This window comes from Prevotella sp. 885 (assembly GCF_002265625.1).
In the GTDB taxonomy this organism is placed as follows: Bacteria; Bacteroidota; Bacteroidia; order Bacteroidales; family Bacteroidaceae; genus Prevotella.
Map to the genome: position 1 here is coordinate 1 of NZ_NOVE01000005.1, position 24301 is coordinate 24301.

Sequence of the window (24301 nt, forward strand, 5' to 3'; positions counted from 1 at the left end):
CGATATCGAAATTGTCTAGTATTTCTTTGGGAAGAACTAGACGGGCTAATTGTTCAAGCATGTTCATAATGCAAAGATACAAAATACTATGAAATAAAAAACACCCCCAGTACTTTTCCGCTGACCCACTACAGCTCGACTGATACAATGGATTAAATATCGCTTTTATCATGCCATTGACATGCAAAAAGCAAGACATCAGGGCATTTGGTTTTTACAAAAATAAACCAAATGCCTTTTTTTGTGCCCACACAGTCAGTTTGTTTACAATAATTAGATTTCGTTAGAAATTCCTATAAATTATTCTATTTCTGAAGTGTTGCAAATGTAAACTATATTACATATCTTTGCAACCACATAACCCAACAAGCCTCAAATCTTCGGATTTGTAAGCAAATAAAGCGATAATGGTTATAATACATAACCTTCCATATTTTACTAACAACTAAAAAACCAAACATTATGAGACGAAACATTCTTTATTCATTAATTATTGCCATCGCCTCATTAGGCTTCGTGGCATGTGACAGCGACGATAACGAGAAGCAGTCACAATTCCCTGACGGTGCAAAACCTTCCACAGAATTCACACTCGGCAACAACGCTGACGAGCAATATGCCAAGGACGCCATCAAGATGGACGTAAAGACTTGGGGTGACGGCAAGACTGAGCAGGAGTTCAACTCCATAGAGCTCTTCGCAGACGGACACTTCCTCATCACCACACCAAAGGCAAAGAAGGCACAGCAGCAGACTGTCGGCGTGACACGCCAGGCTGACGGATCTACAGCAATCTTCAAGAAGCATGGCACAGAGCGTATGAAGACACGCGCCGTTGACGCAGAAGGCACCATCATCATTGATAACGGCCTGTATATATACGGTACATACACACGCGTAAAGGACGGCGTTTACCAGCTTAGCAACCAGACCACAATCCGCATCAAGGATAACGGCATCACCGGTTACGCCACCATTACGTACACCAACAGCTTCGGTGTGGACATCACCATCGTAGTAGACATCGACTTCCAGTATAAGCCAGACCCAGCTATACGCCAGCTCTGCCGCTCATGGAGAATGGACAGCTCGGAGACATGGCTTTACGCCAACGGCGTTTACTTCGCTTACGGCAAGCAATGGCTGAATCTCGGCAGAGTGTACCAGGAGGTAACCTTATCGCCTGAAGGCAAGCAATGGGACTTCGACGAGGATGACATCCTTGACGACAAGGACGACTACTGCTACCGCACCATCTTCTCGCCCTGCGGCACATTCGTTTGCTTCTATATGGACGGCGACGTAGAGATTGGTCGTTGGGAATGGAAAGACACCAATTACGGCATCCTTCGCTGCTGGGAGCCGTTCGAAATCGGCGACTATGACGATGACGACGACGATTACGCAGACGTAACAGTACGCTTCGACGGCAAGAAGATGCGCATTTATCAGGACTACATGGACGACGAAGACGACTTCCTGTTCCGCGTTCTGAACGTAAGCGAATTCTCAGCAAGATACTAATGCAGAGAATGATGAAATTTTATAACTCGAAACAATTGAGGTATAATTAGGATAATATAGGTTTTAGCAGTGCAAACTGATGGGGAAGCATGACTTTCTGCATCCCCATACAGTCAGCACTGCTTTCTTTTTATTGGCATCATAATAAGATTACGGATTTTTATGTGTAACTTTGCATTATACAAATATACACATAATTATATGACCGACATCGCCAGCTATTTTCCGATAACCAACCCCACAATCATCTTCTTCGTGGTGCTGCTTATCATCCTTTTCGCCCCTATCATCATGGGCAAGCTGCGCATCCCCCACATCATCGGCATGGTGTTGGCTGGCGTTGCCGTGGGCAAGTATGGATTCAACATCCTTGAACGCGACAACTCCTTCGAGCTGTTCGGCAAAGTGGGACTCTACTATATCATGTTCCTTGCTTCCCTTGAGATGGATACCGACGGCGTGCGCCGAAACAAGGGACGGTTCGGCGTCTTCGGACTGCTGACATTCGCCATTCCGCTGATTATCACTTACGTAGCAAGCCTCACCCTGCTCCATTACTCACAGATAGCCTCATTGCTCCTTGGATGCATCATGGCGTCAAACACACTCATTGCCTACCCCATCGTGGGACGTTACGGCCTGCAGAAGAAGCCCAGCGTGGTGCTTTCGGTAGGTTCGTCGATGATAGCCCTGCTGCTGGCGCTCTTCGTACTGGCAGCCGTCGTGGAGGCATACAAGGGCGAGACCACATTCGGGTTCTGGCTATGGTTCGCGGGCAAGTTTGTGCTTTACAGCGTGGCGCTGGCGCTCATCATCCCTCGCCTTACACGCTGGTTCTTGAGAAGCTATAGCGATGCCGTCATGCAGTTCATATTCGTGCTTGCCATCCTCTTCATGAGCGCCACGCTCGGCGAGTCGGTTGGCATAGAAGGCATCTTCGGTGCGTTCCTCTCCGGACTGATTCTCAACCGCTACATACCGCACGTATCGCCGTTGATGAACCGCATCGAGTTTATCGGCAACGCCCTCTTCATCCCCTACTTTCTTATCGGCGTTGGCATGCTCATCAACGTGCGCATGCTCTTCCAAGGCGGCAACATCCTCATGGTGGTGCTTATCGTGGCCGGATTCGGCACGTTGGGCAAGGCACTCGCAGCCTATATCGCCAGCAAGCTGTTCCGTCTGCCGATATCATCGGGCAACATGATGTTCGGTCTGACGTCGGCGCATGCGGCAGGAGCCATCGCCATGCTGATGATTGGCATGAACATCGAGACAGCGCCCGGACAGTCGCTCGTCAATGACGACATGCTCAACGGCATCGTCATAATGATTCTCTTCACTTGCATCATATCGTCCATGATTACGGAACAAGCCGCACAGCAGATCACGCTGCGCGACAAGGAAATAGCAGACGAGAAGGACACGAAGCTGACGGAAGAGAAGATTCTCATCCCGATGAAGTATCCTGAGTATGCCCAGCGCCTCGTGAACGTGGCTATGATGATGCGCAACGCCAAGAACACGACGACGCTCGTGGGTCTGAACGTGGTTTACGACGATGAAGACATGCGCAGACACCAGGAGCAGGGACAGCAACTGCTCGACCGCATGGCAAAGTACGCCGCATCTGCCGACATGACCATGACCACGCAGGTGCGTGTGGCTGCCAACATCGCCAACGGCATCAGACATGCCTTCAAGGAATTCCGCGCCACCGACGTGCTCATCGGTATGCACATGCACAAGGAGGTGTCGCAGAAGTTCTGGGGCGCCTTCCATCAGAGCCTCTTCAACGGCCTCAACTCGCAGATAATAATGGCGCGTCTCTGCCAGCCCCTCTCCACCATACGCCGCATACACGTGGCTGTTCCGTCAAGGGCACAGTTCGAGCCGGGCTTCTATCGCTGGCTGGAGCGTGTCTGCCGTCTCGCCATGAATATGGAGTGCCAGACCGAGTTCTACGGTCGCGACGACGTGCTGCCCCTCATCGAGCAATACATCCGCAACCGCCATTCCGCAATGCGCGTATCGCTGAGACGTATGGACCACTGGATGGAGATGCCACAGATAGCCTCATCCATATCAGATGACCATCTCTTCATAGTCGTGACGGCGCGTAAGGGCACCGTGTCGCACAAGAACGCCTTGGAACGACTGCCGGACGAGATACAGAACCACTTCTCCGGAAAGAACATCATGATTATCTTCCCCGACCAGCACGGCGACGCAATGGAGGAGATGACCTTCGCACAGTCGCAGCATACCGAGGACATGAGCCTGTACGAAACCATGCACAAGTGGGTTGGCAGGAAAATAACGTGGGTAAGAAGAAAGCTATATAAACTGACAAAACATTAACATCCGAAGAAAATTATGATAGACATAAAGAACATAACCAAGAGTTTCGGCTCCCTCCAGGTGCTCAAGGGCATCAATCTGCATATCAACAAGGGCGAGGTGGTAAGCATTGTCGGACCGAGCGGTGCCGGCAAGACCACGCTGCTGCAGATAATGGGCACACTCGACAAGGCGGACAGCGGATCCATTATGGTGGACGGTGTGGACGTAGGCAAGCTGAGTTCGTCAGAGCTGAGCAAGTTCCGCAACGGTCATATCGGCTTCGTGTTCCAGTTTCATCAGCTCCTTCCTGAGTTCACGGCGCTGGAGAACATCACCATCCCCGCATACATCGGAGGCAAGAACCCGAAGGAAGCCAAGGAACGCGCCATGGAACTGCTGGAGTTTATGGGACTGGCAGACCGCGCTTCGCACAAGCCCGCAGAACTTTCAGGCGGCGAGAAGCAGCGTGTGGCAGTGGCTCGCGCTCTCGTAAACAATCCTGCCGTGGTATTCGCTGACGAGCCTTCAGGTTCGCTCGACTCGAAGAACAAGGCAGAACTCCACCAGCTGTTCTTCGATTTGCGTGACAAGTTCGGACAGACCTTCGTCATCGTCACACACGACGAACACCTCGCCTCCATCACCGACCGCACCATTCACATCGTGGACGGACGCATCGTGGAGCCGGAGAAAGAACAATCTGATTCATCAGAAATTTCAGAATAATATAAAAAATCACCCTAACATATATTATATGATAAAACTTGGAGATTACAATAAGATGACCGTAGTCAAGGAAGTTGACTTCGGAATTTATCTCGACGGCGGCGACGAGGGAGAGATTCTGATGCCGTCACGTTACGTACCAGAGGGCGTCAAGCCCGGCGACGAGCTGGAGGTGTTTGTCTATCTTGACCAGGACGAACGTCCGGTCGCCACTACTGAGCATCCGCTTTGCAAGGTCGGCGACTTCGCTTACCTTGAGGTAGCGTGGGTGAACGAGTACGGCGCATTCCTCAACTGGGGACTCATGAAGGACCTTTTCTGTCCGTTCCGCGAACAGAAGATGCGCATGCAGAAGGGCGAGAAATACATCGTACACGTACATATCGACGAGGACAGCTATCGCATCGTGGCTTCAGCAAAGGTGGAACGCTACTTCAGCGAACGCCATCCCTACTACAAGAACGGACAGGAAGTAGAACTTCTGGTGTGGCAGAAGACTGAGATGGGATTCAAGGTCATCATTGATAACTGCTACCCCGGACTGGTATACGAAGACCAGGTGTTCCGCTATCTGCACACCGGCGACCGTGTGAAGGGATATATATCTACGGTTCGTCCAGACGGAAAGATTGACGTGACGCTGCAGCCGACGGGCCGCCAGCAGACACTCGACTTCTCCGAAACGCTCCTACAGTATCTGCGCGACAACGGCGGACACTGCGACCTTGGCGACAAGAGTGACGCCGAGGACATCAAGCATCGCTTCCAGGTGAGCAAGAAGGTGTATAAGCGTGCGGTGGGCGACCTGTATAAGCGCCGACTCATTACCATCTCCGACAACGGAATAACGCTCATCGGAGAATAAAAGAAAAAGAAAACAAGAGGTCAATATGGAAGTTATCGGAATTTAAAAAGAAGCTAATCCATATACAATAAAAGGCTGCGGCAATCACTTGCTGCAGCCTTTTTAAAAATCTTATCGGTTTCGTTATGGGCATTACTTGTGTGATTCTTTATTTGTAACATCTGTACATATTACTGTCTACTTTCTGTTCTGCTTTACTGGAAATATGCCCATATTATTCTCTCAATCTATTCGTGCTTTTGAAATTAATAGGTTGATGAAAAAGTATGGCACCCCACACTTTTGATATCACAAAGATATAGAAAAAGTTCGAAAAAAAGTGTCTGATTCCTATGCGTATGTGTCCGATTCCCTTGATTTAGGTGTCTGATTCCTATCAAATCGGACAACTAAGGGTATTTTTCACTCGTCTTCATACGAATTTTGCCCCTTTTGTTCCTCCATATCTAACTTTTCTCTCCACTGCTTTGGCGACATTCCGAGCTTGTCGCTGAAGATTTTGTAGAGCTGGCTACGTGACGAAAAGCCGCAGGAAGAGGAGATGGTGTCGTTGCTGTACTCCGGATGCGCAGCTATCATCTTCTGGGCTTCCACCAGTCGGATGTCGGAAAGCCAGATACGGAATGTGGAATGCAGATGCAGGTCAAAATACTCGCTCAGTTCGCGACGCGAAAGAAAAACCTCACGCGACACCTTTGAAATATTAGTGCTCGAGTCGCGATAACCGCCTTCTTTCACCCATTTATCCAATGCCATACCCACCTTCTCCGCCATTTCTGCAGGGTAAAGCACAGATTCTTTCTCCTTATTGTCCGAATCATCATCAGCTCCGCACGATTCTTCATTCGACACATCCTCATCGAGCACGTCCCTGATGGATGCCATGCCGAAACCGAGATAGACAAAGCAGAGGACGTAAAAGAAGATAGCAAAGAGTCCGAACGGAGCTATTATGAAAAGCAAAGGTCGCCAGACTATCGCAATGACAAGCACGGACAATGTGGTGCTCATCAGCAGATAGGCAGAGCCGACAAAGCGCTTGTATGGTACGATGTCGCCACCGGTCTCGTTGATTACCCTCTTACGGCTACGCTTTATAGCCTTCCACGGAACAAGCACAAACACAGTCATTACCACGAAGTACACGGCATGCATTATGGGTTGCACGTATGGCATCTCCAGACAGCCGTTTCTCAGCCACCCTATAAAAAACAGCAATAGTATGAGAAAGGTACACATGGCTCCGAACAACACATAGCTACGGAATCGCCGACGGTCGCCTTCAAGTCCGAGTACTGAGCCGGAGAAGAGAAAGGCAGCGGGAGTATAGAAGAGGATGTTCACCACCGTGGCGCCGGCGTCAGTGGTGGCACGGATGGAAAAGCGCATCTGAAGAAAATAATGGAGAGCAAGAAGGAGTACGGCAGTGACCAGCATCCAGCGGGAACGCTCATATCTGCGATTTGTACCTTCCTGTATGAAATACGACACTATTATTATAGGCGCTAATAACAGTGACACAAGAAAGCAAGTGTATTGTAATAGAAGAAGATTAGTCATATCGGTAAATGTATTTCTGAAATATTTTTATATCAACCTATCAGTACACAAAATTACATTAATTTTTAGATTTTCAGTCGTTTAGCTTTATAAAAATACGCCATAACTTAAAAAAAGAATCACAAAACAAGGTTTTCCTTTGTCAACCGGATAAATAACCTTACCTTTACATAAACATTACTTATACATATAAAAACTAATCATGAAACAGAATCATATCATACCCATAGCATTGTGCATAAGCGCAATGTCAGCAGTCTCGCCCGTATTGGCTCAGTCTGACAACGTAAAACTGGAAATTAACGCCATCGGCGGACACATAGTTGGCGACGACTTTTCGGGCGTACCGACCACAGTGGCAAAGGGCAAGCCCATCTATCTTATGCCTGTGGCTCCTGCCGAGGGTTATCAGCTGAAGGGCGTGAAGGTGCGCCACGGACAGAACATCAAGGGCGGACAATACGTTGACGGCGTGAAGCAGTGGGACGAGTATGACGTGACGGACGCTGAAGCGGACGAAACATTCACCATCGACGGCAAGAACGTAGACGGCGACGTGCTGGTAACGGCGGTGTTCGAGCCGGACGGAACGGAGGAATACAAGCTGGTGTTCGCCGATGAATTCAACGGCGAGGACGGTACGATGCCGAACGAAGCCAACTGGAGCCGCTGCTCACGCGAGAATCCCACATGGAAACGCTTCACTGCGCAGACCAAAGAGGGCCAGAAGCGCACGGCGAACATCAAGGACGGCAATCTCGTGACACGCTGCATAGCCAACGACATCGACGAGGAAGGCAACGTGGACATGATAAGCGGTGCCGTGGAAAGCGCCGGAAAGATGAACTTCACGTACGGACGCATCGAGGGACGACTGCGCACTACGCCGCATACGGGCAACTTCCCCGCCTTCTGGATGATGCCGCAGGACGGTTCGGCAGGATGGCCGACGTGCGGTGAGATTGACCTTTGGGAACAGATCGACGCTGACGGACGCACTTACCACACCGTTCACACACACGTTACTTACGACCTCAATCAGGCAAAGCCTAACTCCGGTGGCATTTACACCAATGCTGCAGACTATCATGTCATAGCTATGGAATGGGAGCCGGAGCTTCTCTCATGGTTCGTTGACGGCGTGAAGGTGTTCTCATACGCAAAGTCGAAGAACGCCGACATGCTCAACAAGGGACAGTGGCCCTTCGACAAGCCTTTCTATCTTATCCTCAATCAGAGTGTAGGCGACGGCTCGTGGGCACGTCCTTGTGACATTTCGTTCACGTACGAGACCTTCTTCGATTATGTACGACTGTATCAGAAGGACGGACAAAACGCCACTCTCCCACCCTCAACAGCCATCGGCAACATCAATACGGACAACCTCCGCAACGTGGACGTCTTTGCCACGGACGGCGGCATACGCATCGTAACGCCCGAAGAGCGCATCGTTACCATCAACGACATAGCCGGACGCACGGCTTTCCGAGGCATGGTGCAGGGCAATAAGGACATCCGCCTCGACAAGGGCGTGTACATGGTGGAAGGAAAGAAGATAATGGTGAAGTAAAACAAACGTATAGACATATAATAATAACGAGATATGAGAATAAATAACGCACCACTCTTGTTGCTTACATTAATTATAGCAGCCTCCATCATCTCGCCTATCGCTTCACAGGCGCAGAAGCACGACAAGGCAGCCATGCCTTTAGGACAATACGAGGAGCTTACCGACCCCAAGCCGCACGACCCCATCGAGCTTTGGACACGCAGCCTGGGATGCGACAGCGTCCGTACGGCATGGGCTTCCACCGACGTACGCTACGGCAAACATGCGGTTCCAACCGCATTGTCAGCCTCGCGCACGCTCCGAAAGTCGGCTTGGCGCGGCGAACGTGTCAACGCTCAGGCTGTCATCTATACGCTCCGCGACCTTGACAACGTCAGCCTCAGCGTCTCAGACCTCCGATCTGCCAAGGGCAACGTGATAAAGTCAGAGAACGCCCAGCCTTATTTCGTGCGATACGTCATGACCGACGAACTCAATAAAGACGGAAAAGGAGGCTGCGGTTGTCGCGACAATAAGGCTGATTGGGATTCGTCGCTTGTAGCTGACGTGCTCGACACGAATAAATATCTGGCTGTAAAACGAACTTCCACACAACCCATCTGGCTAAACATCCGTGTGCCGCGCGACGCCAAGCCGGGCATTTACGAGGGCACATTGTGCGTAAGCGGCAAGGGAATGAAGGACGAAAAGCTGAAGATAGAGCTGAAAGTCACGGACCGTGAGCTTACCGAACCGTCGAAATGGCACCTCAACATCGACCTTTGGCAGAACCCTTACGCCGTGGCTCGCTATTATGGCGTGGAGCCATGGAGCCGCGAACACATGGACGCCATGCTGCCTATAATGCGCATGCTGGCTGACGCCGGACAGCACGCCATCACGGCTTCCATCATGCACAAGCCGTGGAACGGTCAGACCTTCGACCCATACGACAGCATGGTGACACGCATCCGCCACATCGACGGTACGTGGACGTACAGCTATGCAGTATTCGACAAGTGGGTGGAGTTTATGACGGAAGAGGTTGGCATGCGTGATGCGCTCATCTCGTGCTACACCATGATACCCTGGAACCTCAGTTTCGACTATTATGACGAGGCTACAAACCGCGTACAGTTTGTGCGTGCCGAGCCGGGCGACTCTGCCTACGCTGTCTATTGGGGCGGTTTCCTCCGCGACTTCGCCCGTCATCTGCGCCAGAAAGGATGGTTCAGCCGCACCGCCATCTCAATGGACGAACGCCCAATGGAGGCTATGAAGGCTGCCATCAAGGTGATAAAGGACGCCGATCCTGACTTCAAGATTACGCTTGCGGGCAACTATCATGACGAGATACAGCAGGATCTCTATTATCTCTCCATCCCTTACGGACAGAAATTCCCTGACAAAGTGCTGCGCCAACGCCGAGAGCGCGGACAGATAAGCACTTATTACACGTGCTGCACGGAGCCGTTCCCCGGCACATTCTCGTTCTCATCACCTGCCGAAGCGGCATGGATTGCCATTCATGCGGTAGCTGCAGACTATGACGGATATCTGCGTTGGGCAGTGAACAGCTGGACGGAAGACCCTCTGCGCGACACACGTTTCCGCACTTGGGCAGCCGGCGACACATACAGCATCTATCCCGGACCGCGCCCAAGCATCCGCTTCGAGCGACTTGTGGAAGGCTTCCAGAACGCCGAAAAGATATGGCAGCTCCGCCAAATCTATCGTCGTAACGGACAGAAGGGCAACTTGAAGAAGCTCAATGCCTTGGTAAGCAAGTTTGCTCCCGCCGTTCTCAGCAAGGATCCGGCAGAAACTTCGAAGATGATACATCAGCTGGAGGCGACGCTCAACGGCGAAAGATAATTGCTGTTTTATATCGAAAGGAATTGTAGTTTTATCAGTAATGAAGTTCTAAAATTCCTTTCGATTATTGTTTTATATTTCTTTTAGCATTAAGAATATGGTAGTTATATCATATTTTTTATATATTTGCAAAAAGAAAATCAGACAATTAGATAAATAGGAACAAGGAGGATATACATCATGAGAAAGGATATGATATTATTGGTCAGCGGCGCTGTTCTTGTAAGCAGTTGTATGACGGCAGCTGGTGCGGGCGCTTATGCCGGCAGTTCGTTAGGTTCGGTCGTCGGTTCTGCCATCGGTGGCATAGCCGGAGGACCGCGCGGCAGCGACGTCGGCACGCTCATCGGTATGGCAGGAGGTGCCATCGTGGGTGGAGCCATAGGCAATTCAGCTGACAAACAGGCTAAGGCAGAACAGAGCGAGAGGCTCGGACAACGCAACGAACGCATACAAAGACAGAAGAGAGCGGCTGCACGTAATCAGCAATACGACGACGATACATACGCCCACTCTTACGACGATACATACGCCCACTCTTACAACGGTGCGGATGACAGCCAGGAAATCGACCCGTCGCAGATGGTGGACACCACCAATTCTGGCAATGACTGCATCGACTTCAATGCAGACACCACCGGATACGGCTCATCCTCAATCAGCGCAAGCACGCTGGAAAGGGCTGAAGCAGAACGTCTCGAGATAAAGAACGTCAGTTTTACGGATGCCAACGGAGACGGCATACTGGAAGCCGACGAAGAAGGCAAGATGGTGTTCGAGATATATAATCACTCGGACCTGCCCGTCTTCGGCATCATACCCACAGTAAAGGAGGCAGAAGACAACCGCCATATCCAGATTTCGCCAAGCATTCTGGTGGAGCAGATCGCTCCTGGCAGCGGCATACGCTACACCGCTTCCGTCAAGGCAGACCGCCGCATCAAGGACGGCGAAGCCAGATTGCTCGTCTCCGCCGAGCACGACGGCAAACCCGTATCGTACGTCACCGTGGTGAAGGTCAATACGATGAAAAGAAGCAAGAAGTAATTCCTAATTATTTATGCACCTTTCCTTTCTTAGGAAGGTGCATAATTCCGTTTTCAGGAACTGTATATTCTGTAATCTCGAAATCGAATTCCGGCAAATCATCCACTTCCGGCTCAGGACGATACGGCACCTTGTTGGTACGTACACGCTCCACACGTACCACCGCCACCCCCTGCGAGAGGATGCCAAGCTGTCTGGCTGCTCCGTAAGATAAGTCAATGATTCTGCCACGCCCGCGAGGACCGCGGTCGGTAACCCGAACAATGACTTCCTTGCCATTGTTCTCATTGGTGACACGCAATAGCGTGCCGAATGGATATGTCCGGTGAGCACACGTGAGGCTGTCATGGTGTAGCCGTTCACCGCTGCTCGTCCGCGCACCAGTGGCACGCTTCGAATAATAGGAGGCCTTGCCACGTTGTGTCTGCGCCATCACGGCAAGACACACTGTCATCGACAATGCCAGGACCAAGATTCTTATTGCATACATAAATATGTTCTCCTTTCCTGATTGTGAGAATCCTCTTAACAGAGGCTGTTATTATTTTAAACCTCAAGGCTGATACGATATTCAGAAGCCCAAGAGGATGTTTTTCAAATTCACGTTTGTCTTTACTTGGCTTAAACTGTCGGTTAAAAAAGGCAGCAAACAGAATAAAACGAAAAAAAACAAGGACCGTTACTCTGCGACCACATCACGTGAGGCAGAGTCCGTATCCTTGTAGATTTCTATTTGCCTATATGTATTATAGAATTCCTTTCTCTAAAGGAACTAACTCTTACTTTTTTTTCTTTAATTCGCTGGAACAAATTCGCAAGTGACTGATTTCTTGCGAAATATTTGTTGCGGGCTCTTAAACGATGCCCTGTGCCATCATCGCGTTGGCAACCTTCATGAAGCCGGCGATATTAGCGCCCTTCACGTAGTCGATATAGCCGTTAGGCTGTGTACCGTACTTAACACACTGCTCGTGGATAGAGTGCATGATGTAGTGGAGCTTCTCGTCCACCTCAGCCTCGCTCCATGTCAAGCGTATTGAGTTCTGAGTCATCTCAAGACCAGAAGTAGCAACACCACCTGCGTTGACAGCCTTGCCAGGAGCGAAGAGCTGCTCAGCAGCTACGAACTTCTCAACAGCCTCAGCTGTGCAGCCCATGTTAGAAACCTCAGCAACGCAGAGAGGCTTCTGAGCGAGAATCATGTCGGCGTCATTGCCGTTGAGCTCGTTCTGTGTAGCACATGTAAGGTAGATGTCAGCCTTAACTTCCCAAGGCTTCTTGCCTGCAATGAACTTAGAGCCGGGGAACTCGTCCTCGTACGGCTGGCAAACGTCGTTACCGCTTGAGCGAAGCTCGAGCATATAGTCAATCTTATCACCAGAAACGCCGTTCGGATCATAGATGTAGCCGTCAGGACCAGAAATTGTGATAACCTTAGCGCCAAGCTCTGTAGCCTTCTTGGCAGCACCCCAAGCCACGTTACCGAAGCCAGAGATAGCAACAGTCTTGTCCTTCAGATCGAGACCGCGTGTAGCCATCATCTGATGAACGAAGTAGAGAGCGCCGTAGCCTGTAGCCTCAGGACGGATGCGTGAGCCACCGAACTCGAGACCCTTGCCTGTGAGCACACCCTGATACTGGTGTGTGAGCTTCTTGTACATACCGAAGAGGTAGCCAATCTCGCGGCCGCCTACGCCGATATCACCAGCGGGAACGTCCTCATCAGGACCGATATGACGATAAAGCTCAGTCATGAATGACTGGCAGAAACGCATAACCTCTGCGTCGGAACGTCCGCGGATAGAGAAGTCTGAACCACCCTTGCCACCGCCCATCGGGAGTGTGGTAAGCGCGTTCTTGAATGTCTGCTCGAAACCGAGGAACTTAAGAATAGAGAGATTTACCGACGGATGGAAGCGAAGACCTCCCTTGTACGGACCAATAGCACCGTTGAACTGAACGCGATAGCCAATGTTTACATGTACTTCGCCGTTGTCGTCTGTCCAAGGTACACGGAAAGTGATGATACGCTCGGGTTCTACGAGGCGCTCAATGAGCTTTGCTTTCTCAAACTCAGGATGCTGGTTGTAAACGTCCTTAATAGAAATGAGCACTTCGCGGACTGCCTGCAGGTACTCGGCTTCGCCCGGGTGTTTAGCCTCAAGGGCTTGCATAATCTTTTCGACTTCCATAGTAAAAGGTTTTTAGTTGATGTTATAGATTTTTTGTCGTTTTGTCACTTTGACACCGCAAATATAGCTCATTTCAGTTTATCCACCAAAAAAAAACGAGGCGGATTTCGTTTTTTAGCTTACTTTTAGATATGATTTTACATGTGTGCGTAAACAACAAAACACCGCCTGACCTCCACTCTCCACATAAGCCTTCTTTACGTCTGTTTAGGCTTTCGTCCCGTCCACCTTCCGCTCACTCTGCGCACATATACACGCAGATTATACAATAATACATAAAAACAAGCATGAAACTTAACAAGTTGATAGAAAAAGTTGTAACTTTGCACATATTATTTAAGGAAAGTAAAAAATTAATATAAAAAATACAAGAACAAGATGAATGTAGCAATTGTTGGCGCAAGTGGAGCCGTAGGACAGGAATTCCTGCGCATCCTCGCCGAGAGAGATTTCCCCATCGACAACCTCGTACTGTTCGGTTCTACCCGTTCGGCTGGAACTAAATACACGTTTAAAGGCAAGGAGTATGAAGTGAAGCTCCTTCAGCACAATGACGATTTCAAGGACATCGACGTGGCGTTCACATCTGCAGGTGGCGGCACATCAAAGGAGTTCGCCGAGACCATCACAAAGTACGGCGCCGTGATGATTGACAATTCCAGCGCGTTCCGCATGTGTGACGATGTGCCTTTGGTGGTGCCCGAGTGCAACGCCGAGGACGCTCTCAACCGTCCGCGCAACATCATCGCCAACCCCAACTGCACCACCATCATGATGGTAGTGGTATTGAAGCCGCTCGAGCAGCTCAGCCACATCAAGCGCATCCACATCGCCAGCTACCAGAGTGCGTCTGGCGCAGGAGCCGCTGCAATGGAGGAGCTTAAGCAGGAGTATAAGGAGCTTGTAAACAACGAGCCTGTAACGGTCAGCAAGTTCCCTCATCAGCTCGCCTATAACGTCATTCCCCAGATTGACGTCTTCACGGACAACGGCTACACAAAGGAGGAGATGAAGATGTTCAACGAGACCCGCAAGATCATGCACAGCGACGTTCGCTGCTCGGCTATGTGCGTACGCGTAAGCTCGCTGCGCTCTCACTCTGAGTCGGTATGGATTGAGACAGAGCGTCCCATCTCCGTAGAGGAGGCTCAGAAGGCCATCGCCGCCGCTCCCGGTTGCACTCTCAAGGACGATCCCGCCAACCTCGTCTATCCGATGCCTCTCGAGACAGCCGGCAAGGACGACGTCTTCGTAGGACGCGTACGCAAGGATCTCGCAGACGACTGCGGTCTGACATTCTGGCTCTCAGGCGACCAGATCCGCAAGGGTGCCGCCCTCAACGCAGTACAGATTGCGGAGTATCTCCACAGCGTAGGCAACTTGAAGTAAAAGACCATACCTTATTATATATACAACAACGCCACTACCCCACAACGAACATCAATAATATCGTTGTGGAGTAGTGGCGTTTTTTTGAACAGTTAGCCTCGTCTGCTTGCCTTCATAGCTGTAGGTAAGGTCGTCAATGGTTCCGTAGTCGCCACTGTCGAGCAATCCTTCACGACGGAGCGTAAGGATGTTTCCCATAATGTCATACTTATAGGAGGTGGAGAAATGATTGTTAAGCTTGCCGTTTTCAAGATAACCGGCAGCCGTCAGACGCGACATTCCGTCATAGCTGATGCGTGTTGGCATACTTTCATTTTTTTATTTAGCCGAGGGCAAAGGTAAGAAAAACAATTATGTAATATTGCTGTCCGCTAAAACTTTTTATAATATTCACCTCTCCATTTTATGCCATGATGTACAACTTGTATATAATCTCCAAAGAAATAATAATGGCTGAAAATTGTGTCTGTTATATTAGGTAGCTTTATAACAAAACTCTTCTCTGAATCCAGTTTCACTTCATACGGATACATGTAGTATAAAACACCAAAGTATTGACCTGCGGGATTACTCTCGACATAAGACATTGGTTGAAATGAAAAACGAAAACTTTCTGGAGGGTAAAATCTATTCCGATTCAACACTATAGTACATTCTCCATTTTCAGTTACCCCTGAATACCTGTTTGTTCTAACCGAAACTTCAAACTTTATAGGCTTAGATGCATTAGGAACTTCGAAAGAAATTTCATAAGGAGCGTTATTACCTGAAACTTCTTCTGTGATTGAAATGTCCTTAAAAGCATCACCTTGCATCGGCCAGTCTATAGAATTTATCTCAAAAAAAGTATTATTGACTTCAGTTATTTGACAAATAGCCAAAGGATGATAGCTCCTTTCTCCCTCCTCTAATGAAGAAGAGGAACAGGAAAATAACTTTAGTGTGTCATTTATAATTTCTATCATTCTTGAACCGGATTCATTATGATAGACTCCATTTTCAAGTTTGTTCGATGTTTTACCATAACAAACCATTCCTATAACTGACAAAAATAAAATATATAAAAATCTCATTTATTTTAAATTAGGTTTAACATATTGCAAATATAACGAAACAATGTATAGGCTGTATGCTGAAAGGCTATCATCCTCAATATCATACAGGGATGTGTCAGTCCACCTTCGGGGAACTCATTTCAGTTATAAATACGTATTTTCTTGAGTGATGATGTCCGGAACTTTTTATAATAGTCACCTCTCCATTTTATGCCATGATGTAAAACTTGTATATATTCTCCAAAGATATAATATTGGTAGAAAAGTATGTCTGTTATATTAGGTAGCTTTATAACAATATTTTTCTCTGAATCCAGATTCACTTCATACGGATACCTGTGGCATAAAACACCAAAGTATTGACCTGCGGGACTACTCTCGACATAATACTTTGGTTGAAATGAAAAACTAAAACTTTCTGGAGGGTTAACTCCATTCCTATCCAACACTATAGTACATTTTCCTTTTTCAGTTACCCCTGAATACAAGTTAGTTCCAACCCGAACTTCAAACTTTATAGGCCTATATGCATTAGGAACTTCGAAAGAAATTTCATAAGGAGCGTTATTACCTGAAGCTTCTTCTGTGATTGAAATGTCTTTAAAAACACCTCTTTTTATCAGTCCTTCTATAGAATTTATCTCAAAAAAAGTATTGCTAACTTCAGTTATTTGACAAATAGCCGTAGGATAGTAGCTCAGCCCGCCAGTCATTCCAGCCTCTCCAGAAGTACCAGGGTCAAGGGTAAAGCACTTTAGTGTGTCATTTTTAATTTCTATCAATCTTGTACCATATTCATTATGATAGACTCCATTTTCAAGTTTTTTAGATGTTTTACCATAACTAACCATTCCTATAACTGACAAAAATATAAATAATATGAATCTCATTTAAGTAACTGTTTAAAATTAATTTTACAATCAAGTTCCTTCAACTTCTCTTTTATGAAGAAATTCAAACCAACGACTGTCGAATATGACTATATTGGCTTCTTTCTGCATAATTTGGTTCAGCTTTCTAGCAAACTGTTCCGAGATTTCATACATAAGTCCATTAAGGCCAATGCATACATCAAATTGTCCCCAATAAATCCATAATTGCTTTATCGGAATTTTGTAGTCGTAATCAATCAATATTTTTCCTCGGGTATCCAAAGTCTTGTGTTTGGATAACTTTAAAGTCTCTGCACATCTTATCAATTCATTTATTTCTGTTGTATCTTTTGTCGTAATCACACATTCTCCATAATTGCCTTTATCAAACATTTCAGGAACTATGTCATACATTCTGCAAGTAGTGAGATCCCCTGAATATATAATTGTGGCAGAAGAAATGTTTTGAGCAGATATCATCATAGATTTCAAGCTAATGATAATTATTAAAAACAATGTCTTCATAATCTATTTTTTTTGAGGGTTATACCATTCAACGGTTTGGGCTGTAAGATTCACCATTAACACAAGATTATAAATATTATGTGTTTTGGGCGGAAATCTATTTATTATTGTGTTATAAGGGTTTTGTGCAAGAACGGCAAGTATATAATACCCATCATCTGTTGGCTTAAATCTCTGCCTAACTTCGAATGCATACAAATTCACAAAGACATATCTCGTCTGCTTACACTTAAAACCAATGCATTGTTTGAAATAGTTATCCAAGATTCTATCTCGCTTTGTCACAACTTTACATTTTTCCTTCTTTAAAAAAGAGGAGATTAGTTTTTCTACATTACATAATTCTGTTTCTGATACATTACTGTATTCCATTCCGTTCTGTAAAAAAGGTTCACCATTTTCCCATACTGTTGTATCCTCCATGACATAAAAAGGATTGTCTGATACATACGCCCATACAGTATCTGTATAAAGCAGATCGGCATCGGTTTTATTTTTATTACAGCCTGTAAAGATTGTGATAGCAAGAATTAACAATATGTAAATTGGTTTCATTTGAATTTGTATTTAAAGTTTATTGTGCCTGGTTGTGCTGTATTACTATAAGTAACAGGTTTGCCGTTAGAATCACGGACTGCAACTCCATTCCTGTATACACACCATTTTCCTTGTAAAACGGTCTTGGAATTTAGTCTTCTGTCTTTCACAAATTCATCACCTGTTCTACTCGTCTCTAAATTATTGTTAGGAGCGATAAAAATAACATCTCTAAATTTTGGAGATTCTGAGAATTTCTTTGCCAATTCTGAAGTAGCACAAGAATGTAATATAATAACAATAGAACTACCTCTTTCTCGCCATTCTTTATCATATTTATACAAATAGGATGCCAGTTGCTCAGCATTTTTTATTTGGTTCTTATCATGACTAAGATTGTGGTAATACCCTTCTCCAAAACGCTTATGAGTATAACGGTCAACGGATACACCAATAGCAAAAGCAGGACCCTCTATATTTTGAGTCTTTAAACCATGTGCCCAGATTTGAATAATACCATTATTAATAAAACGCTTTTGGTAACTTGCATTATTGTATCTTGAATTATTTTTGTCATTTTCTATCCAATTATGCTTTTTCTTACCATCTAAATCTATATATCTGACAGGATTATCATCACAACTTACATATGGACTTATATTATAAGCTTTTTCAGCTAACATATCTATAGAATGCCATATTCCCAATACCGGATCATACCATCTTGCTTCATGATCCTGCATATTCCATCCGTACATAGTGTCAAGTTCCTTGCCTATGTACTTGTATTTGTTTCGGCTCACGCCACAGCGGTCGCCCATCAGTGCGCCGAAGGGATAATAATGGTTCACCTCCTCGATGTTGCCGTTGCCGTCCACCACGAGACGGTTGCTGCCAAGATGGTCCTTCACATAGAAATGCATGGCTATGCCGCCACCTTCATCCACACTTGCGTAGCCGCCGTCGAAGAGGATAGTGGAAAGCCTGTCGTTGTTGTAGACGAGATTGGAACAGTAATGGTAATTGCTCTCAAGAGATTTGACCATGGGAGTCACCATACCGTTTGTCTTGATACTTGAAGAGGGTTTTGGTCTATAGGGCAATACCTGTGAATCGCCGTTTTTGTATGTAGAACTTAATTTTGTTCCATCTGCCGAATACGTGTAGCATACCTTGTTGTCTGAGTTGCCCAACACATTCGGCTTGACATTTATGCATTGTGGCAGGTCCAGCACATTGTAGTCAATGCTTGTTATTCCCTTATTGCTGTCCGTCAGCATATTGCCGTTGGCGTCGTATGTATACTCCGTCTCTTCATTGGCGGCATCACGGAAATGCATGGCTCCGCTGTAGTTAGGGCTTTCGTCTGCTGCATCGTCTATCTTCACCACCTGGTTGCCTTCATAGCTGCTACGGAACATGTTATGCAGCATGTCCACCTGTTGTGCAGTACAAAAAACAAATGAGCGGTACAGCATACACAATAAGATGAAAACAGACTTTCCCATAATGTATGGTTTAGGTTTTACATATCACAAATGTAGAAAAATTATGTATATGGTGTATGCGGGAAGCAGTTCTATTAACAAAGATTATACAAAAAAGGAAAAGCTTGTTAATTCATCTCACCGACAAACTGCAATTTGCAATCTTACAAGGCTAACATAGGAGGCTATGGCGTCTCGCCGTAGCCACGCAGCCTCCAATAGCAGATCATCAATCAGCGCCGTGTCCAGAAGGGACACGTATCTATCAGAAACCCACTGCAAGCTCCGAAGGAGCGCAGCTGTGGGATAAGCATCACCTCACCATCTCTTGGTTCCGCAAAGCGGGACCGACTATCATCCTCAACAATATACGGGAAGCATAAGTCCCCTTTCAGGGAACTCATTTTTGGGGCATATGTACCCACAGCTGCGCTGCTTCGCAGCTTGCAGTGGGTTTCATTATAAAGGTCCCGCTCCGCGGAACCCGCAGCTCATACTCAATCTGCTTGCGTTCGTGGGTGCGGGCTACGGCGAGACGCCATAGCCTCCTAAGTTTATGAGAAGATTATACGAACGGGGTGCACCAGAATTAGGAATTAGGAATTTTGAGTTTTTATTTATTCTCGGCTTCGCCTGCGTTTTTGAATTATTCAATTTAGAATTGGCAGTTTTGACAGGAATACATATTTTTTTGACAAGAAGACATGAACACAGGTTTCATCCTATCAATTCAAAATGAGCAATTCACAATGCGCCTTGGCGCACAATTCAAAAATCACCGCTCGGCTTTGCCGCTTGCCTAAGCAAGAACTCAAAATTCCTAATTCGGACGGCGTCCGCTGTCCGCCATGCAAATATCGTACAAAGAGTAAAAAGCTGTTACAAAATAAAAATTGATTTTAGAGTTCCGGTTTGCTGTTTTTACGGTGTTTTGCTGTGCAAACAGCACCCGAGCTTAACAATGGCGCCACTTTTATCATGCAATAGTGCCACTATTAGAGTGTAAAAGTGGCGCTATTGCATGATAAAAGTGGCACTATTGTAGTGTAAAAGTGGCGCTATTGCAACCCAATGATGCTTTTTGGCTCCGTCATTCATTGCACACTTCTCTTCTCAGCAGCATAATCAGCTGTATGTCAGCACACTATCGCTGCACGCTCAAAACTCAAGAATTTCGCACCAAAGATTTTGTTGTGCGCTGAACGAGGAGTATTGAGCGTTAGAAATGCAAATATTGTGTCGGACGGCAGATTGCTGTGTTAGGCAGGGCTTTAACAAAAACCTTTATCCACAATCCGCTTATGGGCGCAAATCCTATCGGATTTAAATAAAAGGCTTTACATTAGGTCTTACGAGAACCATTTCTCGACAACCTAATGCAAAGCCTTTTATTTGTGCACAGCACGCGCCCATAAGCGGAAAAAACAAAGAAAAACACAAACGGGTGGCTCCCGCCGTCCGCAACCTTGTGTTTTTTATGTTTTTCTTTTGTTGCACAGTGATGCTTTGGCATCACTCATGATATCGTTTGGAGGATGGGTGTCGAGAGCAACGCTCTCGTAAATCCCATTCGCCAAACGATATCATGAACCCGTAGGGTGTGCCAACAAAAGGCATGTGGATAAAGGTTTTTGTTAAAGCCCTGCCTAACCTAACCTCGCCGATAAATAAATCACGCCTGCAGAGCGTTTTCATGTACGCCTACGGCGCGACCGCTTGGGTCGTTCATGTTCTTCCATGCTTCGTCCCATTCCAGAGCCACGGCTGTGGAGCAAGCCACACTTGCTTCGTGAGGCACGCTGCGGGCAGCGCTCTCGCTGGGGAAATGCTCTTCGAAGATGGAGCGATAATAATATTCCTCCTTACAGAGCGGCGTGTTTATGGGGAAACGCTCGGCGGCATGTGCCATCTGCTCGTCAGTTACAGCCTCGGACGTGATCTTCTTCAGGGTGTCAATCCACGAATAGCCCACGCCGTCGCTGAACTGCTCCTTCTGTCGCCACGCCACCTCTTCAGGCAGCATGTCCTCAAACGCCTCACGCACGATGCGCTTCTCCATGGACGCCTTGGGGTCAGAACCATTGAGGCTGCACATCTTAGCCTTGGGATTGGTGCGCATAGCCACGTCAAGGAATTCCTTGTCGAGGAACGGCACACGTCCTTCCACGCCCCACGCCGAGAGACTCTTGTTGGCACGCAGACAGTCATACTGATGTAGCTTGGAGAGTTTGCGGACGGTCTCCTTATGAAATTCCTCTGCCGAAGGAGCCTTGTGGAAGTAGAGGTAGCCACCGAATATCTCGTCAGCTCCCTCACCCGAGAGCACCATCTTGATGCCCATCGACTTTATCACACGAGCCAGCAGATACATTGGCACGGAGGCACGCACGGTGGTGATGTCGTACGTCTCGATGAAGTAGATTACGTCACGAAGCGCATCCAATCCTTCCTGAATGGTGTAATTGATTTCGTGATGCACCGTGCCGATATAGTCAGCCACCAGACGCGCCTTCGCCAAGTCGGGCGCTCCCTTGAGTCCTACGGCAAACGAATGGAGGCGAGGCCACCATGCACGGCTCTGGCTGTCAGTCTCAATGCGACGTTCGGCGTAACTCTCGGTAATGGCGCTGATGACGCTACTGTCAAGGCCGCCCGAGAGCAACACTCCGTAAGGCACGTCGCTCATCATCTGACGCTTCACGGCAGCACAAAGACTCTTGCGTATGGCATCGCTGCTCGCAGGATTGTCCTTCACATTGTCATACTCCATCCAGTCACGCTTATACCAAGGCTTAATTCCGGGGGCCTTGCTCCAGTAATAGTGGCCCGGAAGGAACGGCTCATAACGCTCGCACTCGCCTTCCAGAGCCTTAAGCTCGCTTGCCACAAACACCTTTCCGTCGGCGTTATATCCTATATAAAGAGGTATGACGCCGATATGGTCGCGGGCGATGAGGAAAGCGTCCTGCTCCTCGTCATAAAGAGCAAATGCGAAAATGCCGTTAAGGTCTTCCAGAAAGTCAATGCCCTTGTCGCGGTAAAGCGCCAGAATAACCTCGCAGTCGCTGCCCGTCTGAAAATCATAACGTCCCTTATATCTTTCCCTTATCTCCTGATGATTATAAATCTCGCCGTTCACAGCCAGCACCTGCTTGCCATCGGGCGAGAACAGAGGCTGACCTCCGCTCTCAGGATCGACGATGCTCAGTCGCTCATGCGCCAGTATGGCGCTGCCCGAACAGTGTATGCCGCTCCAGTCAGGACCACGGTGACGTATCTTCTTACTCATGCCCAGCGCCTTGGTACGCAGCTCCGGCGTCTGCTCCTTAACGTTGAAAATTGCTACAATTCCGCACATAACTCTCTCTCTCTCTTGCTAATTATAATATTTTATTCATTCAATGCGACTTGAGGTAAGCGTCCACCTTATGCGCCGCATCGCGTCCGCTTGCCATTGCCCTTACCACGAGAGAGGCTCCGTTCTTGGCATCGCCGCAGACGAAGACATTCTCGGGATAGTCAGGATGCTGAGGTTTGAGGAATCCCATTGCAAGGAAACATGCCTCGCACTTTATCACCTCCGGGTCGCCAGCCTCAACCATGACGGGACGGCCTCCCTCGGGATTCGGCTGCCAATCGATGGGCTGCACGCGAACGCCACGCAGCTGACCGTTCTTGCCTATAAACTCCAGCGTATTGATGTTCCAGCGGCGCGTACATCCCTCTTCATGGCTGGACGTGGTCTTGAGCACGCGCGGATAGTTAGGCCACGGATTCTTCGGATCGTCCGGACCCTCCACGGGGCGCGGCATAATCTCAATCTGCGTGACACTCTTACATCCCTGACGATGCGCCGTTCCGATGCAGTCCGAACCTGTGTCGCCACCGCCGATGACCAGAACGTCCTTGCCCTTGCAGGTGACACGCTCGTCCTTGGAATACTCCACACCAGAGAGGACGCGGTTCTGTTGCGAGAGCAATTCCAAGGCGAGGTGCACACCTTTAAGTTCACGACCGGGGACGTTCTTCAGGTCACGAGCCTCGGGCGTTCCTGTCGCAAGGACGTAGGCATCAAATCCTTCGGGTAATGAAGCGGGTTCGATGACTGTATTGTATACGAACCGTATGCCTTCCTGAATGAGGATGTCAAGCCTACGATCGATGATGTTCTTTGAGAGCTTGAAGTTGGGGATGCCGTAACGCAACAAGCCGCCGGCAGCCTCGTTTTTGTCAAAGACGGTGACGGCATAACCCATACGGTTAAGACGGTTGACTGCCACAAGTCCGGAAGGACCGGCACCTATGACCGCAACACTCTTGCCGTTGCGCGGGAATATCATGGGCTTGATATAGTCCTCATGCCATGCTGTCTCTGTGATGGCAGCCTCGTTCTCACGGTTGGTGACCGGGGCATGGTCAGTAAGATTCAGGACGCAAGCCTTTTCGCAGAGCGCAGGACAGATGCGACCGGTGAATTCCGGAAAGTCGTTCGTGGCATTGAGCAGACGATAAGCCAGTTCCCAGTCGCCCTTGCAGAGAGCGTCGTTCCATTCCGAATCCTTATTGCCCAGCGGGCAAGCCCAATGGCAGAAGGGCACGCCGCAGTCCATGCAGCGGCTTGCCTGAGCCATACGGTCACGCGAGTTGAGAGTCTGCTCCACCTCGCCAAAGTCATGTATTCTTTCGTGTAAAGGACGATACCCAGCTTCCAGCCTGGGCACTTCCATGAAAGCTTTTAGTTTTCCCATCTCT

19 protein-coding genes are annotated in these 24301 nt (G+C 48.0%); 8 read left to right on the plus strand and 11 right to left on the minus strand.

What is annotated here, in order from left to right; genetic code table 11:
* The first annotated feature begins 462 nt into the window (after nucleotides 1–462).
* The 4 genes from CHL74_RS03095 to CHL74_RS03110 all read left to right on the plus strand — a co-directional run bounded on the left by CHL74_RS03095 (nucleotide 463) and on the right by CHL74_RS03110 (nucleotide 5458).
* Nucleotides 463–1524, plus strand: a complete 1062-nt coding sequence (locus tag CHL74_RS03095; RefSeq protein WP_094879664.1) for a hypothetical protein — start codon at nucleotides 463–465, stop codon at nucleotides 1522–1524.
* Between the two features lie 201 nt (nucleotides 1525–1725).
* Complete coding sequence (locus CHL74_RS03100) at nucleotides 1726–3885, plus strand: cation:proton antiporter (RefSeq protein ID WP_094879665.1); 2160 nt, start codon at nucleotides 1726–1728, stop codon at nucleotides 3883–3885.
* A 15-nt stretch (nucleotides 3886–3900) separates the two neighbouring features.
* Entirely contained in the window at nucleotides 3901–4593 is a 693-nt protein-coding gene (locus tag CHL74_RS03105) for an ABC transporter ATP-binding protein (protein ID WP_094879666.1), read from the plus strand.
* Nucleotides 4594–4621: 28 nt separating this feature from the next.
* Entirely contained in the window at nucleotides 4622–5458 is an 837-nt protein-coding gene (locus tag CHL74_RS03110) for a CvfB family protein (protein ID WP_094879667.1), read from the plus strand.
* Between the two features lie 402 nt (nucleotides 5459–5860).
* On the opposite strand, the gene CHL74_RS16105 is transcribed toward CHL74_RS03110, so the two are convergent.
* A complete protein-coding gene (locus CHL74_RS16105; protein WP_254923208.1) occupies nucleotides 5861–6949 on the minus strand; it encodes a helix-turn-helix domain-containing protein in 1089 nt (362 codons plus the stop codon).
* Nucleotides 6950–7220: 271 nt separating this feature from the next.
* On the opposite strand from CHL74_RS16105, the gene CHL74_RS03120 reads away from it, so the two are divergent.
* The 3 genes from CHL74_RS03120 (at nucleotide 7221) to CHL74_RS03130 (ending at nucleotide 11492) form a co-directional block, all read left to right on the plus strand.
* Entirely contained in the window at nucleotides 7221–8588 is a 1368-nt protein-coding gene (locus tag CHL74_RS03120) for a glycoside hydrolase family 16 protein (protein ID WP_094879668.1), read from the plus strand.
* Nucleotides 8589–8621: 33 nt separating this feature from the next.
* Nucleotides 8622–10445: a DUF4091 domain-containing protein gene (locus tag CHL74_RS03125; protein ID WP_094879669.1), complete on the plus strand. Its 1824-nt coding sequence runs from the start codon at nucleotides 8622–8624 to the stop codon at nucleotides 10443–10445.
* A 180-nt stretch (nucleotides 10446–10625) separates the two neighbouring features.
* The gene (locus CHL74_RS03130; RefSeq protein WP_141241224.1) at nucleotides 10626–11492 is read left to right on the plus strand and encodes a hypothetical protein; all 867 of its coding nucleotides are present in this window, start codon (nucleotides 10626–10628) and stop codon (nucleotides 11490–11492) included.
* Between the two features lie 7 nt (nucleotides 11493–11499).
* Here the strand turns inward: CHL74_RS03130 and CHL74_RS03135 are convergent, their stop codons facing one another.
* Both CHL74_RS03135 and gdhA read right to left on the minus strand, forming a co-directional pair.
* Nucleotides 11500–11982, minus strand: coding sequence for a septal ring lytic transglycosylase RlpA family protein (locus CHL74_RS03135; protein ID WP_094879671.1), 483 nt, complete (start codon nucleotides 11980–11982; stop codon nucleotides 11500–11502).
* A gap of 364 nt (nucleotides 11983–12346) precedes the next feature.
* Entirely contained in the window at nucleotides 12347–13684 is a 1338-nt protein-coding gene (gdhA, locus tag CHL74_RS03140) for an NADP-specific glutamate dehydrogenase (protein ID WP_094879672.1), read from the minus strand.
* Between the two features lie 378 nt (nucleotides 13685–14062).
* Between gdhA and CHL74_RS03145 the strand changes: the two genes are divergently transcribed.
* On the plus strand, nucleotides 14063–15073 hold the full coding sequence (locus CHL74_RS03145; protein ID WP_094879673.1) for an aspartate-semialdehyde dehydrogenase: 1011 nt from the start codon (nucleotides 14063–14065) through the stop codon (nucleotides 15071–15073).
* Nucleotides 15074–15124: 51 nt separating this feature from the next.
* Here CHL74_RS03145 and CHL74_RS03150 read toward each other — a convergent pair whose 3' ends face one another.
* The 8 genes from CHL74_RS03150 to CHL74_RS03185 all read right to left on the minus strand — a co-directional run bounded on the left by CHL74_RS03150 (nucleotide 15125) and on the right by CHL74_RS03185 (nucleotide 24297).
* The gene (locus CHL74_RS03150) at nucleotides 15125–15379 is read right to left on the minus strand and encodes a hypothetical protein (RefSeq protein WP_094879674.1); all 255 of its coding nucleotides are present in this window, start codon (nucleotides 15377–15379) and stop codon (nucleotides 15125–15127) included.
* A gap of 65 nt (nucleotides 15380–15444) precedes the next feature.
* Nucleotides 15445–16146, minus strand: a complete 702-nt coding sequence (locus CHL74_RS03155; RefSeq protein WP_094879676.1) for a hypothetical protein — start codon at nucleotides 16144–16146, stop codon at nucleotides 15445–15447.
* 122 nt (nucleotides 16147–16268) lie between these two features.
* Nucleotides 16269–17018, minus strand: a complete 750-nt coding sequence (locus CHL74_RS03160; RefSeq protein ID WP_141241225.1) for a hypothetical protein — start codon at nucleotides 17016–17018, stop codon at nucleotides 16269–16271.
* Nucleotides 17019–17048: 30 nt separating this feature from the next.
* Nucleotides 17049–17525, minus strand: a complete 477-nt coding sequence (locus CHL74_RS03165; RefSeq protein WP_141241226.1) for a hypothetical protein — start codon at nucleotides 17523–17525, stop codon at nucleotides 17049–17051.
* A 3-nt stretch (nucleotides 17526–17528) separates the two neighbouring features.
* Nucleotides 17529–18080 (minus strand): hypothetical protein, encoded by a 552-nt coding sequence (locus CHL74_RS03170; RefSeq protein ID WP_094879679.1) that lies wholly within the window; start codon nucleotides 18078–18080, stop codon nucleotides 17529–17531.
* Nucleotides 18077–19570, minus strand: a complete 1494-nt coding sequence (locus CHL74_RS03175) for an RHS repeat domain-containing protein (RefSeq protein WP_094879681.1) — start codon at nucleotides 19568–19570, stop codon at nucleotides 18077–18079. Before CHL74_RS03175 ends, CHL74_RS03170 begins: the two co-directional genes overlap by 4 nt.
* Nucleotides 19571–21221: 1651 nt before the next feature.
* Nucleotides 21222–22907, minus strand: coding sequence for an asparagine synthase B (gene asnB, locus CHL74_RS03180; RefSeq protein ID WP_094879682.1), 1686 nt, complete (start codon nucleotides 22905–22907; stop codon nucleotides 21222–21224).
* Nucleotides 22908–22947: 40 nt separating this feature from the next.
* Complete coding sequence (locus tag CHL74_RS03185; protein WP_094879684.1) at nucleotides 22948–24297, minus strand: glutamate synthase subunit beta; 1350 nt, start codon at nucleotides 24295–24297, stop codon at nucleotides 22948–22950.
* Between the last annotated feature and the right edge of the window lie 4 nt (nucleotides 24298–24301).

Excerpts from the sequence above, each read along its gene's own strand:
- CHL74_RS03095 (WP_094879664.1), top strand. The coding sequence starts at position 463 with ATGAGACGAAACATTCTTTATTCATTAATTATTGCCATCGCCTCATTA.
- CHL74_RS03100 (WP_094879665.1), top strand. The coding sequence starts at position 1,726 with ATGACCGACATCGCCAGCTATTTTCCGATAACCAACCCCACAATCATC.
- CHL74_RS03105 (WP_094879666.1), top strand. The coding sequence starts at position 3,901 with ATGATAGACATAAAGAACATAACCAAGAGTTTCGGCTCCCTCCAGGTG.
- CHL74_RS03110 (WP_094879667.1), top strand. The coding sequence starts at position 4,622 with ATGATAAAACTTGGAGATTACAATAAGATGACCGTAGTCAAGGAAGTT.
- CHL74_RS03120 (WP_094879668.1), top strand. The coding sequence starts at position 7,221 with ATGAAACAGAATCATATCATACCCATAGCATTGTGCATAAGCGCAATG.
- CHL74_RS03125 (WP_094879669.1), top strand. The coding sequence starts at position 8,622 with ATGAGAATAAATAACGCACCACTCTTGTTGCTTACATTAATTATAGCA.
- CHL74_RS03130 (WP_141241224.1), top strand. The coding sequence starts at position 10,626 with ATGAGAAAGGATATGATATTATTGGTCAGCGGCGCTGTTCTTGTAAGC.
- CHL74_RS03135 (WP_094879671.1), bottom strand. The coding sequence starts at position 11,982 with ATGTATGCAATAAGAATCTTGGTCCTGGCATTGTCGATGACAGTGTGT.
- gdhA (WP_094879672.1), bottom strand. The coding sequence starts at position 13,684 with ATGGAAGTCGAAAAGATTATGCAAGCCCTTGAGGCTAAACACCCGGGC.
- CHL74_RS03145 (WP_094879673.1), top strand. The coding sequence starts at position 14,063 with ATGAATGTAGCAATTGTTGGCGCAAGTGGAGCCGTAGGACAGGAATTC.
- CHL74_RS03150 (WP_094879674.1), bottom strand. The coding sequence starts at position 15,379 with ATGCCAACACGCATCAGCTATGACGGAATGTCGCGTCTGACGGCTGCC.
- CHL74_RS03155 (WP_094879676.1), bottom strand. The coding sequence starts at position 16,146 with ATGAGATTTTTATATATTTTATTTTTGTCAGTTATAGGAATGGTTTGT.
- CHL74_RS03160 (WP_141241225.1), bottom strand. The coding sequence starts at position 17,018 with ATGAGATTCATATTATTTATATTTTTGTCAGTTATAGGAATGGTTAGT.
- CHL74_RS03165 (WP_141241226.1), bottom strand. The coding sequence starts at position 17,525 with ATGAAGACATTGTTTTTAATAATTATCATTAGCTTGAAATCTATGATG.
- CHL74_RS03170 (WP_094879679.1), bottom strand. The coding sequence starts at position 18,080 with ATGAAACCAATTTACATATTGTTAATTCTTGCTATCACAATCTTTACA.
- CHL74_RS03175 (WP_094879681.1), bottom strand. The coding sequence starts at position 19,570 with ATGGGAAAGTCTGTTTTCATCTTATTGTGTATGCTGTACCGCTCATTT.
- asnB (WP_094879682.1), bottom strand. The coding sequence starts at position 22,907 with ATGTGCGGAATTGTAGCAATTTTCAACGTTAAGGAGCAGACGCCGGAG.
- CHL74_RS03185 (WP_094879684.1), bottom strand. The coding sequence starts at position 24,297 with ATGGGAAAACTAAAAGCTTTCATGGAAGTGCCCAGGCTGGAAGCTGGG.